Annotated in this window: 18 protein-coding genes; 8 read left to right on the forward strand and 10 right to left on the reverse strand. The window is 73.5% G+C overall.

Going from position 1 to position 20,360, the window contains the following annotated elements:
- Nucleotides 1-56 precede the first annotated feature (56 nt).
- From ACSU6M_RS14935 to ACSU6M_RS14950, 4 genes are all read left to right on the forward strand, one after another.
- Nucleotides 57-1,226, forward strand: a complete 1,170-nt coding sequence (locus ACSU6M_RS14935) for a flavin-containing monooxygenase (RefSeq protein ID WP_437075152.1) — start codon at nt 57-59, stop codon at nt 1,224-1,226.
- A gap of 156 nt (nt 1,227-1,382) precedes the next feature.
- Nucleotides 1,383-3,605, forward strand: a complete 2,223-nt coding sequence (locus tag ACSU6M_RS14940; protein WP_437070202.1) for an acetate--CoA ligase family protein — start codon at nt 1,383-1,385, stop codon at nt 3,603-3,605.
- A gap of 67 nt (nt 3,606-3,672) precedes the next feature.
- The gene (locus ACSU6M_RS14945; RefSeq protein ID WP_437070203.1) at nt 3,673-4,452 is read left to right on the forward strand and encodes an enoyl-CoA hydratase/isomerase family protein; all 780 of its coding nucleotides are present in this window, start codon (nt 3,673-3,675) and stop codon (nt 4,450-4,452) included.
- A gap of 81 nt (nt 4,453-4,533) precedes the next feature.
- Nucleotides 4,534-5,184, forward strand: a complete 651-nt coding sequence (locus tag ACSU6M_RS14950; RefSeq protein WP_437070204.1) for a flavin reductase family protein — start codon at nt 4,534-4,536, stop codon at nt 5,182-5,184.
- A gap of 29 nt (nt 5,185-5,213) precedes the next feature.
- On the opposite strand, the gene ACSU6M_RS14955 is transcribed toward ACSU6M_RS14950, so the two are convergent.
- Nucleotides 5,214-6,557, reverse strand: coding sequence for an MFS transporter (locus ACSU6M_RS14955; RefSeq protein WP_437070205.1), 1,344 nt, complete (start codon nt 6,555-6,557; stop codon nt 5,214-5,216).
- A 38-nt stretch (nt 6,558-6,595) separates the two neighbouring features.
- On the opposite strand from ACSU6M_RS14955, the gene ACSU6M_RS14960 reads away from it, so the two are divergent.
- Nucleotides 6,596-7,699 carry a GlxA family transcriptional regulator gene (locus ACSU6M_RS14960; protein ID WP_437070206.1) on the forward strand — a complete coding sequence of 368 codons (1,104 nt, stop codon included), beginning with the start codon at nt 6,596-6,598 and terminating at the stop codon, nt 7,697-7,699.
- Nucleotides 7,700-7,757: 58 nt separating this feature from the next.
- Here ACSU6M_RS14960 and ACSU6M_RS14965 read toward each other — a convergent pair whose 3' ends face one another.
- From ACSU6M_RS14965 to ACSU6M_RS14975, 3 genes are all read right to left on the reverse strand, one after another.
- On the reverse strand, nt 7,758-8,807 hold the full coding sequence (locus ACSU6M_RS14965) for an alcohol dehydrogenase catalytic domain-containing protein (protein WP_437070207.1): 1,050 nt from the start codon (nt 8,805-8,807) through the stop codon (nt 7,758-7,760).
- Entirely contained in the window at nt 8,782-9,969 is a 1,188-nt protein-coding gene (locus tag ACSU6M_RS14970; RefSeq protein ID WP_437070208.1) for an acyl-CoA dehydrogenase family protein, read from the reverse strand. The genes ACSU6M_RS14965 and ACSU6M_RS14970 overlap by 26 nt, the downstream gene beginning before the upstream one ends.
- Before the next feature lie 293 nt (nt 9,970-10,262).
- A complete protein-coding gene (locus tag ACSU6M_RS14975) occupies nt 10,263-11,129 on the reverse strand; it encodes an SDR family oxidoreductase (protein WP_437070209.1) in 867 nt (288 codons plus the stop codon).
- Nucleotides 11,130-11,214: 85 nt separating this feature from the next.
- Here ACSU6M_RS14975 and ACSU6M_RS14980 point away from each other — a divergent pair, with 85 nt between their 5' ends.
- Nucleotides 11,215-12,141, forward strand: coding sequence for a cyclase family protein (locus ACSU6M_RS14980; protein WP_437070210.1), 927 nt, complete (start codon nt 11,215-11,217; stop codon nt 12,139-12,141).
- Nucleotides 12,142-12,548: 407 nt separating this feature from the next.
- Here ACSU6M_RS14980 and ACSU6M_RS14985 read toward each other — a convergent pair whose 3' ends face one another.
- The 4 genes from ACSU6M_RS14985 to ACSU6M_RS15000 all read right to left on the reverse strand — a co-directional run bounded on the left by ACSU6M_RS14985 (nt 12,549) and on the right by ACSU6M_RS15000 (nt 16,730).
- The gene (locus tag ACSU6M_RS14985) at nt 12,549-13,007 is read right to left on the reverse strand and encodes an ATP-binding protein (RefSeq protein ID WP_437075154.1); all 459 of its coding nucleotides are present in this window, start codon (nt 13,005-13,007) and stop codon (nt 12,549-12,551) included.
- Nucleotides 13,008-13,516: 509 nt separating this feature from the next.
- Nucleotides 13,517-14,392 carry an acyl-CoA dehydrogenase family protein gene (locus ACSU6M_RS14990; RefSeq protein ID WP_437070211.1) on the reverse strand — a complete coding sequence of 292 codons (876 nt, stop codon included), beginning with the start codon at nt 14,390-14,392 and terminating at the stop codon, nt 13,517-13,519.
- A gap of 5 nt (nt 14,393-14,397) precedes the next feature.
- Entirely contained in the window at nt 14,398-15,534 is a 1,137-nt protein-coding gene (locus ACSU6M_RS14995) for an acyl-CoA dehydrogenase family protein (RefSeq protein ID WP_437070212.1), read from the reverse strand.
- A complete protein-coding gene (locus ACSU6M_RS15000; RefSeq protein ID WP_437070213.1) occupies nt 15,534-16,730 on the reverse strand; it encodes an amidohydrolase family protein in 1,197 nt (398 codons plus the stop codon). Before ACSU6M_RS15000 ends, ACSU6M_RS14995 begins: the two co-directional genes overlap by 1 nt.
- An 88-nt stretch (nt 16,731-16,818) precedes the next feature.
- On the opposite strand from ACSU6M_RS15000, the gene ACSU6M_RS15005 reads away from it, so the two are divergent.
- Nucleotides 16,819-18,321: a class I adenylate-forming enzyme family protein gene (locus ACSU6M_RS15005; RefSeq protein WP_437070214.1), complete on the forward strand. Its 1,503-nt coding sequence runs from the start codon at nt 16,819-16,821 to the stop codon at nt 18,319-18,321.
- Between the two features lie 13 nt (nt 18,322-18,334).
- Here the strand turns inward: ACSU6M_RS15005 and ACSU6M_RS15010 are convergent, their stop codons facing one another.
- Nucleotides 18,335-18,847: an EF-hand domain-containing protein gene (locus ACSU6M_RS15010; protein ID WP_437070215.1), complete on the reverse strand. Its 513-nt coding sequence runs from the start codon at nt 18,845-18,847 to the stop codon at nt 18,335-18,337.
- 142 nt (nt 18,848-18,989) lie between these two features.
- Nucleotides 18,990-19,370 carry an STAS domain-containing protein gene (locus ACSU6M_RS15015; RefSeq protein WP_437070216.1) on the reverse strand — a complete coding sequence of 127 codons (381 nt, stop codon included), beginning with the start codon at nt 19,368-19,370 and terminating at the stop codon, nt 18,990-18,992.
- Nucleotides 19,371-19,739: 369 nt separating this feature from the next.
- On the opposite strand from ACSU6M_RS15015, the gene ACSU6M_RS15020 reads away from it, so the two are divergent.
- Nucleotides 19,740-20,321 (forward strand): sigma-70 family RNA polymerase sigma factor, encoded by a 582-nt coding sequence (locus tag ACSU6M_RS15020; RefSeq protein ID WP_437070217.1) that lies wholly within the window; start codon nt 19,740-19,742, stop codon nt 20,319-20,321.
- Nucleotides 20,322-20,360 lie beyond the last annotated feature (39 nt).

Genomic DNA, 20,360 nt, shown 5'->3' on the forward strand with positions numbered 1-20,360 from the left:
TGGACCCCGCCGCCGCGACCCCCACCGAAGCGGACCCCGCCCCCGCACCCCCCGCGATCCCCCACACCGCCGAGCGCCCCGTCTACGTCGTCGGCGGCGGCCCCGGCGGGCTGGCCGCCGCGTACGCGCTGCGGGCCCGCGGTATCCGCGCGGTCGTGCTGGAGAAGTCGGACGGCGTCGGCGCGTCCTGGCGGCGTCACTACGACCGGCTGCGCCTGCACACCACCCGCCGTCTGTCGGCCCTGCCCGGCCTGCCGATGCCGCGCCGGTTCGGGCGCTGGGTGTCGCGGGACGACGTCGTGCGCTACCTGGAGAAGTACGCCGAGCACCACCGGCTGGAGATCGTGACCGGCGTCGAGGTCTCCCGCATCGAACGCTCCCCCGACGGCACCGGATGGCTGCTGCACGCCACCGGCGGCCGGCGCCTCACCGGCGCCGCCGTGGTCGTCGCCACCGGCCACAACCACACCCCGCGCATCCCGGACTGGCCGGGCCGCGACACCTACCCCGGCGACTTCCTGCACGCCTGCCGCTACCGCAACGCCGAGCCCTACGCCGGCCGCGACGTCCTCGTCGTCGGCGTCGGCAACACCGGCGCCGAGATCGCCGTCGACCTCGCCGAGGGCGGCGCCCGACGCGTACGGCTCGCGGTGCGCACCGCCCCGCACATCGTGCGCCGCTCCACGGCCGGCTGGGCCGCCCAGTACACCGGCGTCCTGGTGCGCCGCCTCCCGGTCCGGCTCGTGGACGCGCTGGCGAGACCGCTGGCCCGGGTGAGCGTGCCCGACCTCTCCGCGCACGGCCTGCCGCGCCCCGGCACGGGGCTGTACAGCAGGGTCACCGAGGGGGCGATCCCGGTCCAGGACGTCGGCCTGGTCGACGCCGTCCGCCGGGGGCGGGTCGAGGTCGTGGCCGCCGTCGACGCGTTCGAGGACGGCGAGGTCGTCCTCGCCGACGGCAGCCGCGTCTCACCGGACACCGTCATCGCCGCGACCGGCTACACCCGCGCCCTGGAGGGCCTCGTCGGCCATCTCGGCGTGCTCGACCGACGCGGCAGGCCCGTGGTCCACGGCGCCCGCACGCCCTCGGGCGCCCCCGGCCTCTACTTCACCGGCTTCACCAACCCCATCAGCGGCATGTTCCGCGAACTCGCCATCGACGCCCGGAAGATCGCCAAGTCCATCGCCTCCCACGCCGGCCCCGAGGTCTCCCGCCTGCCCGGATGAGCCCAGGTGATCGTTGCCACGGGGAGAGGGGTCCCCTCCTTGCGAGCTTCCCAAGCTTTGCCTGCACGGACGGTTCCTGACGTTGTGTCAATTCAGTAATCTGACAGAGCGTCAGTTACTGGAGCTGTCTCGAACTGTCACGACAGGAGCGGGCGGATGCTTGGATCGACCCACGGCACCCTCACCACCGACTCCCGCCGGGCCCGGGTCATCGCCTGCGGTGAGCCCCGCCCCGGGCCGGCCGTCCACGGCCGCCCGGCCGACGACCTCGACGTCAGCGGGCGCCCGCTGCACGCCGACGTCCCCGATCTGGACCGCCTCTTCCGCCCCGAGTCCGTCGCCGTGATCGGCGCCTCGGACGCCGAGGGGCGCCCGAACACCGGCGTCACCCGGCAACTGCTGTCCTGGGCCCAGCGGAGGGACGCCCGGCTGCACCCGGTCCACCCCACGCGCTCCCATATCTTCGGCATCCCCTGCTTCCCTTCGGTCGCCGACCTGCCCGAGCAGGTCGATGTGGCCGTCCTGCTGGTGGCCGACCCCCTTCCCGTGGTCGAGGAACTCGCCGAGGCCAAGGCGAGGTTCGCGGTCGTCTTCGCCTCCGGCTACGCGGAGACCGGTGCGCCGGGCGCGGCCGCGCAGGCCCGGCTGGCCGCCGCCGTCGGCCGGTCCGGCATGCGGCTGCTCGGACCGAACACCAACCTCAACGCCTTCGAGCGGTTCCGCGAGGACCTGGACGGCCCGGCGATCGCCCTCGTCACCCAGTCCGGGCACCAGGGCCGGCCGGTCTTCGCCCTCCAGGAGCTGGGCATACGGCTCTCCCACTGGGCGCCGACCGGCAACGAGGCCGATCTGGAGAGCGCCGACTTCATCTCCTGGTTCGCCGAGCGGCCCGAGGTGGGTGCCATCGCCGCCTACCTGGAGGGCCTGAAGGACGGGCGCGCCTTCCTGCTCGCCGCCGACCGGGCCGCCCGGCGCGGGGTGCCGGTGGTCGCGGTGAAGGTGGGCCGCACCGAGACCGGCGCCCGCACGGCCGCCTCACACACCGGCAAGCTGACCGGCGCGGACGACGTGGTGGACGCGGCGATGCGGCAGTTCGGCGTGATCCGGGTCGACGGCCTCGACGAACTCCAGGACACGGCGGCCCTGCTCGCGCGCGCCCGGCCTCCGCGCGCCGACGGGGTCGCCGTCTATGCGATCTCGGGCGGCACGGGCGCGCACGTGGCCGACCTCGCGACCGGCCTCGGACTGCGGCTGCCGATGCTCTCGGCCGCCAGGCAGGCCGAGCTGCACCGGTGGATACCGGAGTATCTGAGCGTGGCCAACCCGGTGGACAGCGGTGGGCATCCGGTGGGCGACGAGCGCGGCCGGAAGATCATCGATGCCCTGCTGGACGACCCCGAGGTGGGCGTTCTGATCTGCCCGGTCACCGGCCCCTTCCCGCCGCTGAGCGACCGGCTCGTGCGCGATCTCGTGGACGCGGCCGAGCGGACGGACAAGCTGGTGTGTGTGGTGTGGGGGTCGCCGGTGGGCACCGAGCCCGCCTACCGCGAGGTGCTGCTCGGCTCCTCGCGGGTCGCCACCTTCCGCACGGTCGGCAACTGCCTGTCCGCCGTGCGCGCCTACCTCGGTCACCACCGGTTCGTCCGCGCGTACCGCTCCCCCTTCGAGGAGGCCCCGCGCTCGCCGTCGCCCGCCTACCGCAAGGTGCGCGACCTCTTCCAGGACGGCGGCCGGTTGAGCGAGCACGCGGCGAAGCAGCTGCTGCGGGCGTACGGGATCAGGGTGCCGCGCGAGCAGCTGGTCACCAGCGCCGCGGCCGCCGTCAGGGCGGCGGGGCTGGTGGGCTACCCGGTGGTGATGAAGGCGTCCGGCGCGCGGATCGCGCACAAGAGCGAGCTGGGTCTGGTGAAGGTCGGGCTGACCTCGGCCGCCCAGGTCCGCGACACCTACCGGGAGCTCACCGACATCGCCCGCTGCGAGGGCGTCGAGCTGGACGGTGTGCTGGTCTGCCAGATGGTCGAGAACGGCGTGGAGATGGTGGTCGGTGTCTCGCACGACGCGCTGTTCGGGCCGACGGTGACGGTCGGGCTGGGCGGCGTGCTGGTGGAGGTGCTGCGGGACACGGCCGTACGCGTGCCGCCCTTCGGTGAGGAACAGGCCCGCACCATGCTCGCCGAGCTGCGCGGGCGGGCCCTGCTGGACGGGGTGCGGGGGCGACCCCCGGCCGACGTGGACGCCCTGGTCGAGGTGATCCTGCGGGTGCAGCGCATGGCTCTGGAGCTGGGCGACCACCTCGCCGAGCTGGACGTCAATCCGCTGATGGTGCTGCCCCGCGGGCATGGCGCGGTGGCGCTGGACGCGCTGGCGGTGTGCCGCTGAGATGAGCATGCCTCATACCCCCCAAGAGCCCCAAGAGCCCCGAGAACCGGAGAAATCCGCTGGGTCATTGGTAGCGCACCCCACTGACAACGGGGTCTCCCACCTCACCCTCAACCGCCCCGAAACCCTCAACGCCATCACCCCTGAGCTGCGCGAACACCTGATCCGGGAGCTGGCGGACGCCTCCGCCGACCCGGCCGTGCGGGCGGTCGTGGTCACCGGCGCCGGCCGCGGGTTCTGCTCGGGCGCGGACCTGCGGGCCGCCCCGGCGTCCGGCGAGCGCGTCCCCGGCGATGTGGCCCGCACGCTGCGGCTGGGCGCCCAGCGGCTGATCGCGGCCGTCCTCGACTGCGAGAAGCCGGTGATCGCCGCCGTGAACGGGGTCGCCGCCGGCCTCGGCGCCCATCTGGCCCTCGCCTGCGATCTGGTGCTGGCCGCCGAATCGGCGCGGTTCGTCGAGGTGTTCGTCCGGCGCGGGCTGGTCCCGGACGCGGGCGGCGCCTATCTCCTGCCACGCCTGGTCGGACCGCGGCGGGCGAAGGAGCTGATGTTCTTCGGCGACGCGCTGACCGCGGCCGACGCCGAACGCCTGGGCCTGGTCAACCGGGTGGTGCCGGACGCCGACCTGGCGGCGACGGCCGAGGAGTGGGCCACCCGGCTCGCCGCGGGCCCCACCCGTGCACTGGCCCTGACCAAGGCGCTCGTCAACGCCTCCCTCGACTCCGACCGCGCGACCGCCTTCGCCGCCGAGGCCGCCGCGCAGGAGATCAACATGACGACCTCGGACGCCCGCGAGGGACTGGCGGGTTTCCTGGGACGCAGGCCGCCGGACTTCACCGGCCGCTGACGAACGGCTCACCGGGCGCCGGGGGCGCGGGCCCTCCCGCCCCTTCCTATCTGACGTACCGTCAGTTTCAATGGGAGCGTGATGGGAACCGCAGGAATGGCCGCCGCCGCACTCCGCCACCTCCGGTCGGGCGGTGCCGCGCACCGGCCCGTGGAGGCGCTGTCCCGGCCCGTGGAGGCGCTGCCCCGGCCCGTGGAGGCGCTGCCCCGGCCCGAGCTGCGCTGTGTGGGCGCCGACGAGCGCGCCCCCGTCGACCCGGGCGAGTTCCGGCGGGTGCTGGGGAACTTCGCGACCGGCGTGGCCGTTGTCACGGCACCGGCCGCACCCGGCGAGACCTCCCCCGCGGGCTTCGCCTGCCAGTCCTTCTCCTCGCTGTCCCTCGACCCGCCCCTGGTCGTCTTCATGGTCGGCCGTACGTCGACGACCTGGCCGCGCATCGCCCGCGCGGGCGTGTTCTGCGTCAATGTGCTGAGCGCCGGCCAGGGCGAACTGTGCCGTGCCTTCGCGGTGCCGGGCGGCGACAAGTTCGCGGGCGTGGCCCACGACGCCGCCCCGGCCTCCGGCGCGCCCCGGCTCGCGGGCGTGGTGGCGTGGGCCGACTGCACGATCCACGCCGTCCACACCGGCGGCGACCACCTCATCGTCGTGGGCCGGGTGGACGCCCTCGGCACGGGCGAGGAGACGGGCCCGCTCCTCTTCCACCGGGGGCGGTTCACACGGCTGCGGGACTGAAACCGCCCCGGACCGCGGCCGCCCCGCCCTCAGGCCACCGCCGGTGCCGCCACCGGCCTGCGCCGGATCACCAGCACCATCAGCGTCGCCGCCGCGCACAGCGCGCCCGAGGCGACCCAGACGACGTCGTACGACCCGAAGGCGTCGCGGGCGGCGCCCCCGAGGAAGGCGACGAGCGCCGCGCCGACCTGGTGCGAGGCGAGCACCCAGCCGAAGACGATCGCGCTGTCCTCGCCGTAGTGCTCGCGGCACAGGGCGAGGGTCGGCGGGACGGTGGCAACCCAGTCCAGGCCGTAGAAGACGATGAAGAACACCATCGGCAGATGCACGTTCGGCGCGAGCAGCAGCGGCAGGAACAGCAGGGAGATGCCGCGCAGGGCGTAGTAGACGGCGAGCAGCCGGCGGGCCTCGAAGCGGTCGGTGAGCCAGCCGGAGGCCACCGTGCCGATGACGTCGAACACGCCGATGACGGCGAGCAGTGAGGCCGCGGTGGTGACCGGCATGCGGTGGTCGTGGGCGGCGGGCACGAAGTGGGTCTGGATCAGGCCGTTGGTGGAGGCGCCGCAGATCGCGAAGGAGCCGGCGAGCAGCCAGAACGGGCCGGTGCGCACCGCCCGGAGCAGCACGCCGACCGCGCGTCGCGCGGCGCCCGGCACGGGGGCGGGGTTGGGTACGAACTCCTGCGCGCCGTAGGGCCGCAGCCCCACGTCGGCGGGGTGGTCGCGCAGCAGCAGCCACACGAAGGGGACGACGGCGAGGGCGGCGAGGGCGACCGTGACGGCGGCCGGGCGCCAGTCGTGGTGGTCCACGATCCAGGCCAGCAGCGGCAGGAAGATCAGCTGCCCGGAGGCGGAGGCGGCGGTGAGGATGCCGGTGACCAGGCCGCGCCGCTCGGTGAACCAGCGGTTGGTGACGGTCGCCGCGAAGGCCAGCGCCATGGAGCCGGAGCCGAGTCCGACCAGCAGTCCCCAGCACAGCAGCAGCTGCCAGGGTGCCGTCATCCACACCGTGAGGCCGGAGCCGAGCGCGATCACGGTCAGCGCGACGGCGACCACGCGGCGGATGCCGAAGCGGTCCATCAGCGCGGCGGCGAACGGGGCGGTCAGCCCGTAGAGCGCCAGATTGACGGAGACGGCGGCGCCGATCGTGCCGCGCGACCAGCCGAACTCCTCGTGCAGCGGGTCGATGAAGAGTCCGGGCACGGTGCGGAAGGCGGCGGCGCCGATGATCGTGACGAAGGTGACGGCGGCGACGAACCACGCGCGGTGGATGCGCGGGCGCCTTCGGGCGGACGTGGGTTCCTCGGTTGCTTCTGCTGCGGTCTCGGTTGTCTGGGTCACGACACCCAGCCTCGTGCGCGCGCCCGCGCGCATCGAGTGGCCCGAGGGACAGCATTCGCTAGGATCGGGCCATGAGTCTTGACCGGGACACGAGCATCGACGGCGGACCGGGGCTCGCCGGGGGCGCGAAGCCCGCCGCCGGCCCGAGCCGTCCCCCGGCGGTCGCCGGCGCGGAGCCCGAGTTCCGCCCGCACCGCGTCGCGGTCCTCGCCCTCGACGGTCTGCTGCCCTTCGAACTGGGCATCCCGCACCGCATCTTCGGCCGCCCGCGGGACGCCCGGCGGCGCCCGCTGTACGAGGTGATCACCTGCTCGGTGCGGCCGCCGGGCCCCGTCGAGACGGACGCCGACTTCGCGATCCACGTCGAGCACGGCCCGGAGGTCCTGGCGACCGCCGACACCGTGATCGTCCCGGCCTCCTACGAGCTCGGCCCCGTCTACGAGCAGGGCGTGCTGACCGAGGAGCTGTCCGCCGCCCTCGCCCGCATCCGGCCCGGCACCCGGCTGGCCTCCATCTGCACCGGCGTCTATGTGCTGGCCGCCACCGGTCGTCTCGACGGCCGGCCCGCGACCACGCACTGGGCCGACGCCGAGCACTTCCGGCGGGTCTTCCCGCGGGTCCGGCTGGATCCGGACGTGCTGTTCATCGACGACGGCGATGTGCTGACCTCCGCCGGGGTCGCGGCCGGCATCGACCTGTGCCTGCACATGGTGCGGCGCGACCACGGCACGGCCGTCGCCAACGAGGTGGCCCGCCGTACGGTCGTACCGCCGCACCGCGACGGCGGGCAGGCGCAGTACATCCAGCGGCCGGTGCCCGACCCGCAGCAGGCGACCACGACGACGGCCCGCGCCTGGGCCCTCGGGCGGCTGCACGAGCCGATCCAGCTGCGGGACATGGCCGCACAGGAGTCGATGTCAGTACGGACCTTCACGCGCCGCTTCCGCGAGGAGGTCGGCATCAGCCCGGGCCAGTGGCTCACCCAGCAGCGCGTCGAGCGGGCCCGGCATCTGCTGGAGTCCACCGATCTGTCGGTCGACCAGGTCGCACGCGACGCCGGTTTCGGCACGGCCCAGTCCATGCGCCAGCACCTCCAGTCGGCCCTCGGCGTCACCCCGACCGCGTACCGCCGCACCTTCCGGGTGACCGGCGGCCGCGCGAGCGCCGGGCGCTGAGGGGCACAGGGCGGGAGCGGTCCCGAAGCGGAGGCCCGTCGTCACCGCGATCCGGCCTTCAGAACGTCAGCACCGCCCGCGCCACCCGCCCCGCGCGCGCGTCCTGCGCCGCCTTCTCGAAGTCCTCCACCGGATAGGTGCGGGTGACGAGCTCGTCCAGCATCAGCCGCCCGCCCCGGTAGAGGTCGGCGTAGCGGGCGATGTCCCGCTGCGGCCGGGAGGAGCCGTAGCGGCAGCCGAGGACGGACTTGTCGAGGAAGAGGGACGCGACGGGGAAGGACGCCTCGGTGCCCGCGGGCGGCACCCCCAGCAGCACCGCCTGTCCGTGCCGGTCCAGCAGGTCCACGGCCCGGCGGATCAGTTCCGCGCGGCCGACGCACTCGAAGACGTGGTCCGCGCCGGCGGGCAGGACGCCGGCCACCTCCTCGGCGGAGGTGAAGAAGTCGGTCGCCCCGAACCGCCGGGCGAGCCCGGCCTTGTCCGGGTCGGTGTCGACGGCCACGATCCGGGCCGCCCCGGCGAGCCGGGCGCCTTGCAGGACGTTGAGGCCGACGCCGCCCGCGCCGATGACGACGACCCGGTCCCCGGCCTCCACGCGCGCCCGGTTCAGCACGGCCCCGACCCCGGTGAGCACGGCGCAGCCGATGAGCGCGGCGGACGGCATGGGGATGTCCGCGGGCAGCCGGACCGCCTGCACGGCCTTGACGACGGTCCGCTCGGCGAACGCCGAGTTCGCGGCGAACTGGTACAACGCCTCTCCCGCGCGCGTGAAGGGCCGCCCCGGACGTCCGATGGCCCGCCGGCACATCGTCGGCCGCCCCCGGTCGCACTGGGCGCAGGCTCCGCAGGTGGCGAGCGTGGACAGGGCCACGGGGTCGCCGGGCGCGACATGGGTGACGCCCTCGCCGACCCGTTCCACCACGCCCGCGCCCTCGTGCCCGAGCACCACGGGCACCGGGAACGGGATCGTGCCGTCGATCACCGACAGGTCGCTGTGGCACAGCCCGGCCGCCGACACGGCCACCAGCACCTCGCCGGGCCCTGGATCCCGTACCGCCAGATCGTCCACGACCCGCGCCCGCTCACCGTCGAAGACCACTGCGCGCATCCCGGCCACGTCCCTCTCCCCTCGGTTCCCTGGGCAGGCCGAGCACCCGCTCGGCGATGATCGTGCGCTGGATCTGGTCCGAGCCGCCGTAGATCGTGTCGGCGCGGGAGAACAGGAACAGGTGCTGATCGCCGTCGAGTTCGTACGGTGCCGAGGGCGACCACGGTTCGGGTCCGGCCGCCGCGGACGTGCCCCGCACCAGGACGGCGAGCTCCCCCAGCCGCTGGTGCCAGCCGCCCCACAGCAGCTTCGCCACGCTCGGCGCGCCCGCCCCGGCGCCCGTACCGCCGAGCGTGCGCAGGGCGTGCCAGCGCATGACACGCAGGTCGGCCCACTGCCGCACGAGCCGTTCGCGGACGACGGGATCCTCGGCGGCGCCCGTCTCGACGGCCGTGCGCACCACCCGTGCCAGCTCCTGGGCGAACCCGATCTGCTGGGCGAGCGTGGACACGCCCCGTTCGAAGCCGAGCAGGCTCATCGCCACCCGCCATCCGGCGCCCTCGCCGCCGACGACGTGCTCCGCGCGCGCGTGGGCGCCGTCGAAGAACACCTCGTTGAAGTCGCTGGTCCCGGTGGCCTGCCGGATGGGCCGCACCTCGATGCGTCCGGGCTGGTCCATGGGCACCAGCAGCAGGCTCAGCCCGTGATGGCGCCGGGAGTCCGGGTCGGTCCGGGCGAGCACGAAGCACCAGTCCGCCTCGTGGGCGAGGGACGTCCAGATCTTCTGCCCGCTGATCCGGTACGTGCCGTCCCCCGCCCGCATGGCCCGCGTCCGCACCCCGGCCAGGTCGGACCCCGCCTCCGGCTCGCTGTACCCCTGGCACCACAGCTCGTCCCCGGCGGCGACGGGCGGCAGGAACCGCGCCTTCTGCTCCGGTGTGCCGTGTGCGATCAGCGTCGGCGCCAGCAGCTTCTCCCCGATGTGCCCGGAGCGCGGCGGCGCCCCCGACCGCGCGTACTCCTCGGCCCACACCACCTGCTGCGTGAGCGTGCAGGTCCGGTTTCCGAACCCGCCCTCCTCCCACCCGATCCCGATCCACCCGGCTTTGCCGAGAACCCGCTCCCAAACCCGCCGCTGCGTCCCGGCTTCGACATGCGCGGCAAGCCAGTCCCGAGCCTCGGCACGGAACACCTCGTCCTCCAACGCGAATCCGAAGTCCATGAACGCCTCCTCATGACGCCGGTGACCGCCGCGCCCTCCAGGGCGCGGGGAACTGCGCGACCGGCGACGGACGACCCGACGACCCGCGGCCGCGCTCCACTGAGCCCTCCGGGCTCCTAGGTCGTGTCCGCAAAGTCCCGTCGTCCGCCCGGAGGGCGGGCCCCGCGGCGTCTGGTGCGTGCTCTCGGCGTGCCGGGTGGAAGCCCTCGTACTGGACGTACTTGGGCTTTCTCCCGGTGCGGCGAGAGCGCGTGCCAGGCGTCGCGGGGCAGGCTGGACTTTGCGGACACGGCCTAGGCGTTCGGCCGCTCCAGCAACGGCATCGGATCCACCCCCACGGACCCCGGCAGCACCTGCGCGATCCGCTCCGGGGTCCAGGAACCCTCGGCGTACACGGAACGCAGCTCACGGGGCTGAGCCCACACCGCGATCTTCGGCCCGGCGACGGTGTACACCTGCCCGGTGATCTCCCGCGCCCGCTCCGACAGCAGATAGACCACCAGCGCGGCCACGTCCTGCGGCTCCCCGATCTCCGGGAGCGCGACCGGCACCTTCGCCGACATCCTCGTACGCGCCACCGGTGCCACCGCGTTCGCGGTCACCCCGTACTTGTGCAGCCCCAGCGCGGCGCTCCGCACGAGCGAGATGACACCGCCCTTGGCCGCGCTGTAGTTGGCCTGGGAGACGGACCCCTGGTGGTTGCCGCTGGTGAACCCGATCAAGGTGCCGGACCGCTGGGCGCGCATGACGGCGGAGGCCGCGCGGAACACCGTGAACGTGCCCTTGAGATGGGTGGCGACGACCGGGTCCCACTCCTCCTCGGTCATGTTGAACAGCATCCGCTCGCGCAGGATCCCGGCGACGCACACCACCGCGTCGAGCCGCCCGTACGACGACAGCGCCGCCTCGACGACCCGCCGGCCGCCCGCCATGGTGGAGATGTCGTCGGCCACCGCGACGGCCTCCCCGCCGGCCGCCTCGATCTCCTTGACGACGGCGTCGGCGACCTCGCTGGTCGGTGAGGCGCCGTCGACGGCGACGCCGTAGTCGTTGACGACGACCCGTGCCCCCTCGGCGGCGGCCGCCAGGGCGACCGCGCGTCCGATGCCCCGTCCGGCGCCGGTCACGGCCACGGCCTTGCCGCTCAAGAAGTTCCCCATGCCCGGCCCCTTCCCGCAGTTTCTGACGGTCCGTTAGATTTTATGGCGCGACGGACGGGTCAGGACAAGCCCCTTGGAGGCACGGATGGCACTGCCGGCCGAGTTCCACGAGATCGCGGGGCGTGTGAACAACTGGGGCCGCTGGGGGGCCGACGACGAGATCGGCACCCTGAACCTGATCACCGACGAGGTGGTGCGCGAGGCCGCGGCCGGTGTGCGCTCGGGCCGCCGGGTCCCGCTGGCGCTGCCGTTGCGGCAGGACGGGGTGCAGACCGGCGCGATACCGGGGCGGGTCGATCCGCTGCACGCGATGGTGCAGGTCAACCAGGAGCTGTTCGGCCCGGGAACGGTGGCGTGCAGCGACGACGTGGTCACGATGGGGCTCCAGGCGGGCACGCACTGGGACGCGCTCAGCCATGTCTCGCACTCGGGCCGGCTCTACAACGGCCGCCCGTGCGCCACCGTCACCGCGCACGCCGGTGCCGGGTTCGCCGGGATCGACAAGGCGCGGCACGTCGTCTCGCGCGGGGTGCTGCTGGACGTGGCCCGCGCGCGGGGCGTGGACCGGCTCGACGGCGGGCACGCGGTCACGCCGGAGGACCTGGAGGCCGCCGAGGAGTTCGCGGGCACGCGCGTGCGTGCCGGTGATGTGGTGCTGGTGCGCACCGGGCAGATGCGGGTGCTGCTGGCCGGGGACCGGCACGCGTACGCGTATCCGTCGCCGGGGCTGTCGGTGCGCACCCCGGAGTGGTTCCACGCGCGCGATGTGGCGGCGGTCGCGAACGACACCCTGACGTTCGAGATCTTCCCGCCCGAGATCGAGGACCTGTGGCTGCCGGTGCACGCCCTGCATCTGGTGGAGATGGGCATGCTCCAGGGCCAGAACTGGAATCTGGAGGAGTTGTCCACAGCCTGTGGAGAAGAGGGTCGCTCCACCTTCCTGCTGTCGGCGATGCCCGAGCCGTTCACCGGCGCGACGGGAACCCCCGTGGCCCCGGTGGCCGTTCTCTGAACCGGGGGGCCACCCCACCCCCTAGGGGATCCCCCTCCCCAACCCCCGGCCGACGGCGCGCAACTGCCCGCCCCGAGCACGGCATCGCGCGCCGCCGACCGCTTCGGCGCGCCCCTCCCCCACCCCGGATCACCCCGTCCGGGAACCGGCGCCGAATGACGACCCACACTCGCCGAGGGCTCCCGTCACCGAAACCCTCGTCGTCCCCTCGCGGCGAATCGCTGACCACAAGCGTGATCAAACGGACACGAGTCGTCAACACCTCTACGGAGAATTATTACTTACGCCCTATTTGCGACCGGAGCGCACGGGAGCACGTCCGGGCGCATCCCGACGCGCCGCCGGCGAGCGGACGGCCGCCGCTGCCACCGTGCCCCCGCCCCTTGCCGCGATGCCGCCGCGGGCGCTCACACGGCCTGGTAGGTCAGCCCCTCGTACGCCGTCGCGCTCCCGCCGTAGGCGACGGTCGCCGCGCGCGGCTCGGAACAGCGGTCCAGCTCGCACCAGATGCGCTTGCCCGCTCCGTCGGGGGTCCAGCCCCAGCGGTCGGCGAGCCCGTCGACGAGCGCGAGCCCGCGCCCGCCGGTCGCGTCACCGTCGGCACAGCGCGGCACCGGGGCGCGGTCGCTGGAGTCGGCGACCTCCAGCCGCACCGGGGCCGGACCGGCGACGAGCGGCAGTGCCAGGCGCAGGACGGCCGGACGGCCGGTGTGCACCACGGCGTTGGTGACCAGTTCGGAGACCAGCAGGACGAGCGTCTCGGCGAGCGGCTCGTCGACCTCCACCCCCGCCCCGGCGAGCCGCGCGCGGGCCCACCTCCGGGCTCGCCCCACCTCCGCGGGGTCGGGCCGCACCTCCAGCTGCACTTGAAGCACCTGCACCGCTCACACCATCCGAACCGGCGGACACAAAGGCTCGCGCCTCACGAGGGCCACGATCGTAGCCATTTTCTGCATGACCAGAACAACGGCCAGAGCAAGGGTCACGGAACGTGAATTCCTTGCAGAACAGCTTGGTTGACGCTCTGTCATCCCAACAAGCGCTTCGGGCATATTCCAGCGCGAAGGAGTACGTGTGCGGCATACTGTGCGACGCTCGCCGCGAGGAGTCGAACAGGCGGTGGTTTCTCGCACTCCCGCCCCGCGAGCAGCGGCGCGCATCGCCGGGTCCGGGGCCGCCCCAGGGGTGACTCCGGCATGGCTCGTCGTCGGAACCACTCGCATCCCACACAAGGTACCGGAGCGGCCTACCGACTCCGGGACGTGACGAGTCACGCCTAGGACACAACCCGATATCAACGCTCCGTGATTCCGGTACGCCACGTTCCGCGACATCCCGCCCCTCCGCCGAACCGTTTCCGCAGGCCGGTGCCGCGTCACCCCGCCCCGGCCGCCAGCGCGCCCGCGAGCAGTTCCTCACCCTCCGCGCCCCCGCCCGCGCGATGCGTCCTCAGCCAGGCGCGCTTGAGATGCAGATGCACCTCGCACTCCCAGGTGAAGCCCATGCCCCCGTGCACCTGGAGGCAGTCGCGTGCACCGCGCACGGCCGCCTCGTCGGCCAGCAGCCGGGCCGCCGTGATGTCGGCCGGGTCGGCGGTCACCGCGGCCGCGTACACGGCCGCACGGGCCGTCTCCAGCCGCACCAGCAGCTCGGCGCACAGGTGCTGCACCGCCTGGAACGACCCGATGGGCCTGCCGAACTGCTCACGCGTCCGGGCGTGTTGCACGGCCAGCTCACAGGTGCGCACGGCCGACCCCAGCTGCTCGGCGGCGGTCAGCAGCACGGCGACCGGATCCGCCCGCGCGCCGGGCCCGGGAACGCGGTGCAGCGGCGTCAGCGGATCGACCGACCGCAGGGCCACGGCGTCCCGTGCGTCCCCCCGTACGACGTCCGCCTCGGTCAGCCACTCCACCAGCTGCCCGTCGACGGCCGCGACGACCACCTCGCCGTCCGCAGCGCCGGGCACCACCCCGGCCGCGCGGTGCGTGGCGACCAGCGGCCCCGGCAGCAGGGCCCGCCCGGCCTCCTCGAACGCCAGCACCGCCTCGGGCAGCCCCAGCCCGACCCCGCCGTCGGCCTCCGGCAGCCGCAGCGCGAAGAACCCCGCGGTCCCCAACTCCCGCCACAGCTCCCGGTCGAGACCGCCGCGCGCGACGGCCGCCCGCAGCGCCTGCGGGCCGAACCTGCGCCGCAGCAGCTCCCGCATGCCCTCCCGCAAGGCCCGCTGATCGGCCGTGAGTCGAAAGCGCACCCGCCTCACCTCCCCTTCGGCAGCCCGAGGATCCGCTCGGCCACGATGGTGCGCTGGATCTCCGAGGTACCGGCCGCGATGGTGTACGACAGCGACGACAGCCGGTCGAGCACCCAGGGCCGGTCCAGGTCCAGGCTCCCGACGCCCAGCACCTGCGCGGCCGCGTCGTAGAGCTCCTGACGCGCCTGCGCATAGCTCAGTTTGAAAACCGAACCCGCCACTCCCGGCACGCCGCCCCCGGTGGCCTCCGCCTCGCCGGCGTTCCACTGGGTGAGCCGCCACAGCGCCCGGAAGCGGGCGTCGAGCCGTCCCAGCCGGCGCCGCAGCGCGGGATCGTCCCAGCGGCCGGTGCGGCGCGCCTCGCGCGCGAGGTCGCCGAGGACCCGCCGGCAGGCGACCACCTCACCGGCGAAGGCCGTGCCGCGCTCGAAGGACAGGGTCACCATGGTCACGCGCCAGCCGTCGTTCTCCTCCCCGACCCGGTTGCCGACGGGCACCCGCACCTCGTCCAGGAACACCTCGGCGAACTCCTCGGACCCGGCGAGCGTGCGCAGCGGCCGTACGGTCACGCCGGGGGCGTCCATCGGCAGGGCGAGCCAGGTGATGCCGCGGTGCCGGGGCGCGGCCGGGTCGGTGCGCACCAACAGCTCGCACCAGTCGGCGACTTCGGCGTGCGAGGTCCAGATCTTCGAGCCGCTCACCACATAGTGGTCGCCGTCGCGCCACGCGCGCGTGCGCAGTGCGGCGAGGTCGGAGCCCGCGCCGGGCTCGCTGAAGCCCTGGCACCACACCTCCTCGCCGCGCAGGATGGGCGGCAGCCACCGCTCGCGCTGCTCCGCGGTGCCCTCGGCGGCGATGGTCGGCCCGGCGTGCAGCAGCCCGACGAAGCAGGCCCCCACATAGGGCGCCCCCGCCCGCTCGGTCTCCTCCAGGAAGATCAGCCGGACGCCCGGCGATCCGCCCCAGTGCACGTCCGCGTATCCCGCGTCGTACAGCATCCGCTGCCAGCCGAGGTCGTAGGCCCGGCGCCCCGGCCAGTCGTCCGGCGCCGGCTTCGGCGGCAGGGTCGGCAGCACCTCGGCGAGCCAGGCGCGCAGCCGTGCCCGGAAGTCCTCCTCCTCGGGCGTGTACGCGAGGTCCACTACCGGTCCAGGTCCAGTCCGAGCATGCGGATGGCGTTGCCCCGCATCAGCTTGTACACGGTCTCGTCGTCGAGGCCCTCGACATGGTCGAGGGCGACCTCTTTGGTGTGCGGGAAGGTGGAGTCGACGTGCGGGTAGTCGGTCTCGAAGGTGGCGTTGTCCCGGCCCACCGCGTCGAGTGACGCCACTCCGTGTTTGTCGCGGAAGAAGCAGCAGTAGATCTGCCGGTAGTAGTAGGTCGACGGGGGCTCCGGGACCAGATCGCGCACACCGCCCCACGCGCGGTGCTCCTCCCAGACGTCGTCGGCGCGCTCCAGGGCGTACGGCACCCAGCCCATCTGGCCCTCCGAGTAGGCGAGTCGCAGCCGCGGGAAGCGGACGAGCACGCCGCTGAAGAGGAAGTCCATCATCGAGGCCATGGCGTTGTTGAAGGACAGTGACGCCTGGACGGCGGGCGGTGCGTCGGGGGACGCGGCCGGCATCTGCGAGCTGGACCCGATGTGCATGTTGACGACCGTGCCGGTCTCCTCGCACACCGCGAAGAAGGGGTCCCAGTAACCGCAGTGGATGGAGGGCAGCCCGAGGTGGGTGGGGATCTCGGAGAAGGTCACCGCCCGCACCCCGCGCGCGGCGTTGCGCCGGATCTCGGCGACGGCGAGGTGCACGTCCCACAGCGGGATCAGGCACAGCGGGATGAGCCGGCCGCCGCTGTCGCCGCACCACTCCTCGACCATCCAGTCGTTGTAGGCGCGCACGCAGGCCAGGGCGACCTCCTTGTCGTGGGCCTCGGCGAAGGTCTGTCCGCAGAAGCGGGGGAAGGTCGGGAAGCAGAGGGACGCCTCCACATGGTTGAGGTCCATGTCGGCGAGGCGCGCCCGGGGGTCCCAGCAGCCGCGCCGCATCTCCGCGCGCGTGATGCCCTCCAGGGTCATCTCGTCGCGGTCGAAGCCGACGGCGGCGATGTTGCGCTTGTACGGGAACTTCAGGTCCTCGTAGATCCACCAGTCGGTGGGCTGGCCCTCGGGGTCCATCGTGATCTGGTACTTGCCGCCGATGTAGGCGAGTTCGCCGATGCCGGCGGTCAGCGGCTGGGGTCCGCGGTCGCGGTATCGGGCCGGCAGCCAGGTCTCGAAGAGGTGCGCGGGCTCGATGACATGGTCGTCGACGCTGATGATCCGGGGCAGTTCCGTCGTCATGGGTCCCCTCCGCCGGACGAGTACGTATCTGATGGTTCGTCAGATAGCATGTCAGCTGACGAGCCGTCAGCCAAGGAGGGGGCCAGACGTGAACGACACCCCGCACTCCCTGAGTTCCGCCCGCACCCTGTGGGACCTGCTCGACCGCCGCGCCCGCCGCACCCCCGAGCGCCCCGTCCTCCTCCAGGGCGCGAGCACCCTCTCCTTCGGCGCGCTGCGCGCGCGTGCCGAGCGCACGGCGGCCGGCCTGTACGGCATGGGCGTGCGCCCCGGCACGGTCGTCGCCTGGCAGCTGCCCACGCGCGCGGAGACGGTGATCCTCTCCCTCGCCCTGGCCCGCCTGGGCGCCGTGCAGTCACCGCTCATCCCCTTCCACCGCGACCGCGAGGTGGGCTTCGCCCTGCGCGAGTCCCGCGCGGAGTTCTTCGCCGTGCCGGGCGTCTGGCGTGGCTTCGACCACACCGAGATGGCCCGGCGGCTCGGCGCCAAGGGGGTCTTCACGGCGTACGAGGGACTCCCGGACGGCGACCCGGCCGTCCTGCCGCCCCCGCCCGCCGAGGGCACCTCGGTGCGCTGGATCTACTGGACCTCCGGGACGACCTCCGCGCCCAAGGGCGTGCTGCACACCGACCGTTCGCTGATCGCGGGCGGCTCCTGCCTCGCCCGCGCCCTGCGGCCGCTGCCGGGCGACGTGGGCTCCATCGCCTTTCCGTACGCCCATATCGGCGGCCCCGACTACCTGGTGATGCTGCTGCTCCACGGCTTCCCGGCGGTGCTGTTCGAGCAGTTCGCGATGCCGGACGCGCTGCAGGAGTACCGCAGGCACGGGGTGACGATCGCGGGCGGGTCGACGGCGTTCTACGCGATGTTCCTCGCCGAGCAGCGCAGACGCCCCGGCACCCCGCTGCTTCCGTCCCTGCGGCTGCTCGCGGGCGGCGGGGCGCCCAAGCCGCCGGAGCTGTTCCACGCGGTGCGCCGCGAGATGGGCGTCACACTGGTCCACGGGTACGGCATGACCGAGGTGCCGATGATCACCATGGGCGACCCGGACGACACCGCCGAGAACCTCGCGACGACCGAGGGACGGCCGCCCGCCGGCATGGAGATACGGATCGTGGACGGCGAGGTGCGGCTGCGCGGGGAGGCGGTGTGCCGGGGCTACCTGGACCCGGCGCAGACCGCGGAGGCGTTCGACGAGGAGGGCTTCCTGCGCACCGGCGACCTCGGGCGGCTGACCGCCGGCGGCCATCTGGTGCTCACCGGGCGGCTGAAGGACGTCATCATCCGCAAGGGCGAGAACATCTCCGCCAAGGAGATCGAGGACCTGCTGGCCGCGCATCCGGCCGTCGGGGACGTGGCCGTGATCGGGCTGCCGGACGCCGAACGCGGGGAGCGGGTGTGCGCAGTGGTGGAACGCGCGCCCGGCGCCCCGGAGCCGACGCTGGACGCCGTCACGGCGTATCTGCGCGCGGAAGGGCTGTCCGTGCACAAGCTGCCGGAGCGGCTGGAGGTGGTGGACGCCCTTCCGCGCGGCGAGACGCTGCGCAAGGTCCTCAAGTACAAGCTGCGCGAACGCTACTCGGGTGCCTGAACCCTGCCGCGGCTCACTCGGGCACGGTGAAGTAGCGCGCGAAGGCGGGCACCAGCTCTGCCTCGCCCACCTTGCCGTCGCCGTCCGTGTCCAGTGAGGCGGCGGCGGCCCGCGCCACGTCCTCGCCCACACCGAGCAGCGTGAGCACGCGCGCGGTGTCGTCGACCGTGGCCGCGCCGTCGCCGTCGGTGTCCGCGACGTCCAGGGCGGCGTGCAGGAAGGGGCGGGCGATCTCGGCGAACCGTTCGGGGTTGTCGCGCAGCCGCTTGACCGCGCCGTTCACGAACTCCTCACGGCTGATGCGCTGGTCGCCGTCGCGGTCCGCTATCCCCGCCATGCCCTGCCAGAACGCCTCCGCGCCCGCGTACAGCGCCTGCCCCTTGTCGGAGCGGGCCGGTGTGCCGAACTCGTCGAGCAGCGCCTTGGCCGCGCCGCTGAAGTCCTCGCGGTCGATGTAGCCGTTGCCGTTCTGGTCGAAGCCGGCGAACCGGGCCGCGATCCTGCGCTCGTACTCGCTGCTGACCATGTCTTCTCGGGCCGCCTCACATCACGTCGGGGTGTTTCCGGCACGGAGCGTACGACGCCGCGCGGCCCGGCGGAGCGGGAAAGCGTCGCTTGTGCCAAGACCGGGGGAATTCCGGGACAACCATGTGGCACACGGCGTGTCGTCAGGCCGACAGCGGGCTGTCCTCCGGGGCGACCGCCGAGGCGAGGTCGGGGTGGACGTCGAACAGGCGGCGCACGCCCAGCGCGCCGATGACGCGGTTGACGTGGGAGCCCTCCGGCGCGCCCTCGGCGGGCAGGATCAGCCGCAGCCGGCCCTGGCAGGAGCGCAGCAGACGGCGGGTGGCGATCAGGACGCCGACGCCGCTGGAGTCGCAGAAGAAGACCTCGGAGAGGTCCACGACGAGGCTGTGCCGGCCGTCGGCCACCATGTCGTGCACCCGCTGGCGCAGCACCGGCGAGGTCACCAGGTCCAGCTCGCCCGTCACCCGGAGCACGGACCAGTCCCCGCGCTCGTCATCGGTCACATTGAACGTCACCACCATGCCCTTCGCTCGCCGGAACGCCCCGGAACCACCGGGAAACGGAAGCAGTTACTACGCTTCCTTGCAGCGCGGCTGCCCAGCGGCCGTTCCCTGAAACGCGGCGCGGGAAACGAAAACCGATCAGAAGAGGCTTGTTTCAATCGCCTTCGATCCTGTTCGATCGAGTCAGCGACAGGACTGATCATGCAGGGGACGGGTAGGCGCGACAGAAGGCACGAGGTGCACGAAACGTCCACTATCACTCGGGGTTCGCCGCGGGGCGCACATTGCCACAAAGGGGCGTGCGTTGTCAGACGTGCCGACTACATTCGAGAACGCGGTGGACGCACGCTTGTCACGGACCGGACGCGAGCACGGGGAGGGGGCCCTATGGCGAAGAAGGACGCACCGCCCCGCTGGGACCGCAAGATGCAGCAGCGCCTCGCCCGCGGAGAGGCGGCGGCCCTCGGCGAGTTCTACGACCGCTTCGCCTCCCTCGTGCACGGCCTCGCCCACACCGTCCTCGGCGACGAGCGCGCCGCCGACTCCCTCACGCGGGAGGTCTTCGCGCACGTCTGGGAACACCCCGACTCCTACGACCCCAGGCAGGGCCCGCTGCGCTCCTGGGTCGCCACGCTGACCCACCGCCTGGCCGTGCAGCGGCTGCGCGCCACCGAGACCGCCGCGCTGGAGCGGGGCGCGCCGGGAACCCCCGAGGAGCTGGAGCGCAAGGTCCGCCACGCCTCCGTCGCCGCCCGCGCCGACTACATCGTCCAGTCCATGCCCGCACCCCTGCGCGCCGCCCTGGAGCTGGCCTACTTCCAGCGCCGCGACTACCGCCAGGCCGCCGCCGACCTCGGGGTCACCGAGGACGAGGCCCGCCGCCGGCTCCGCCTCGGCCTCCAGCTCCTGTCCACCGCCCACGACGCCGGCTCCCCCGGTGCGCCACCGGGGTACGGAGGTGCGGCGTGAGCGAGCCGAACCCGTTGCGGTCCCACGGCGGCCAGGACG

The sequence above is a fragment of the Streptomyces sp. enrichment culture genome, assembly GCF_964272895.1.
In the GTDB taxonomy this organism is placed as follows: domain Bacteria; phylum Actinomycetota; class Actinomycetes; order Streptomycetales; family Streptomycetaceae; genus Streptomyces.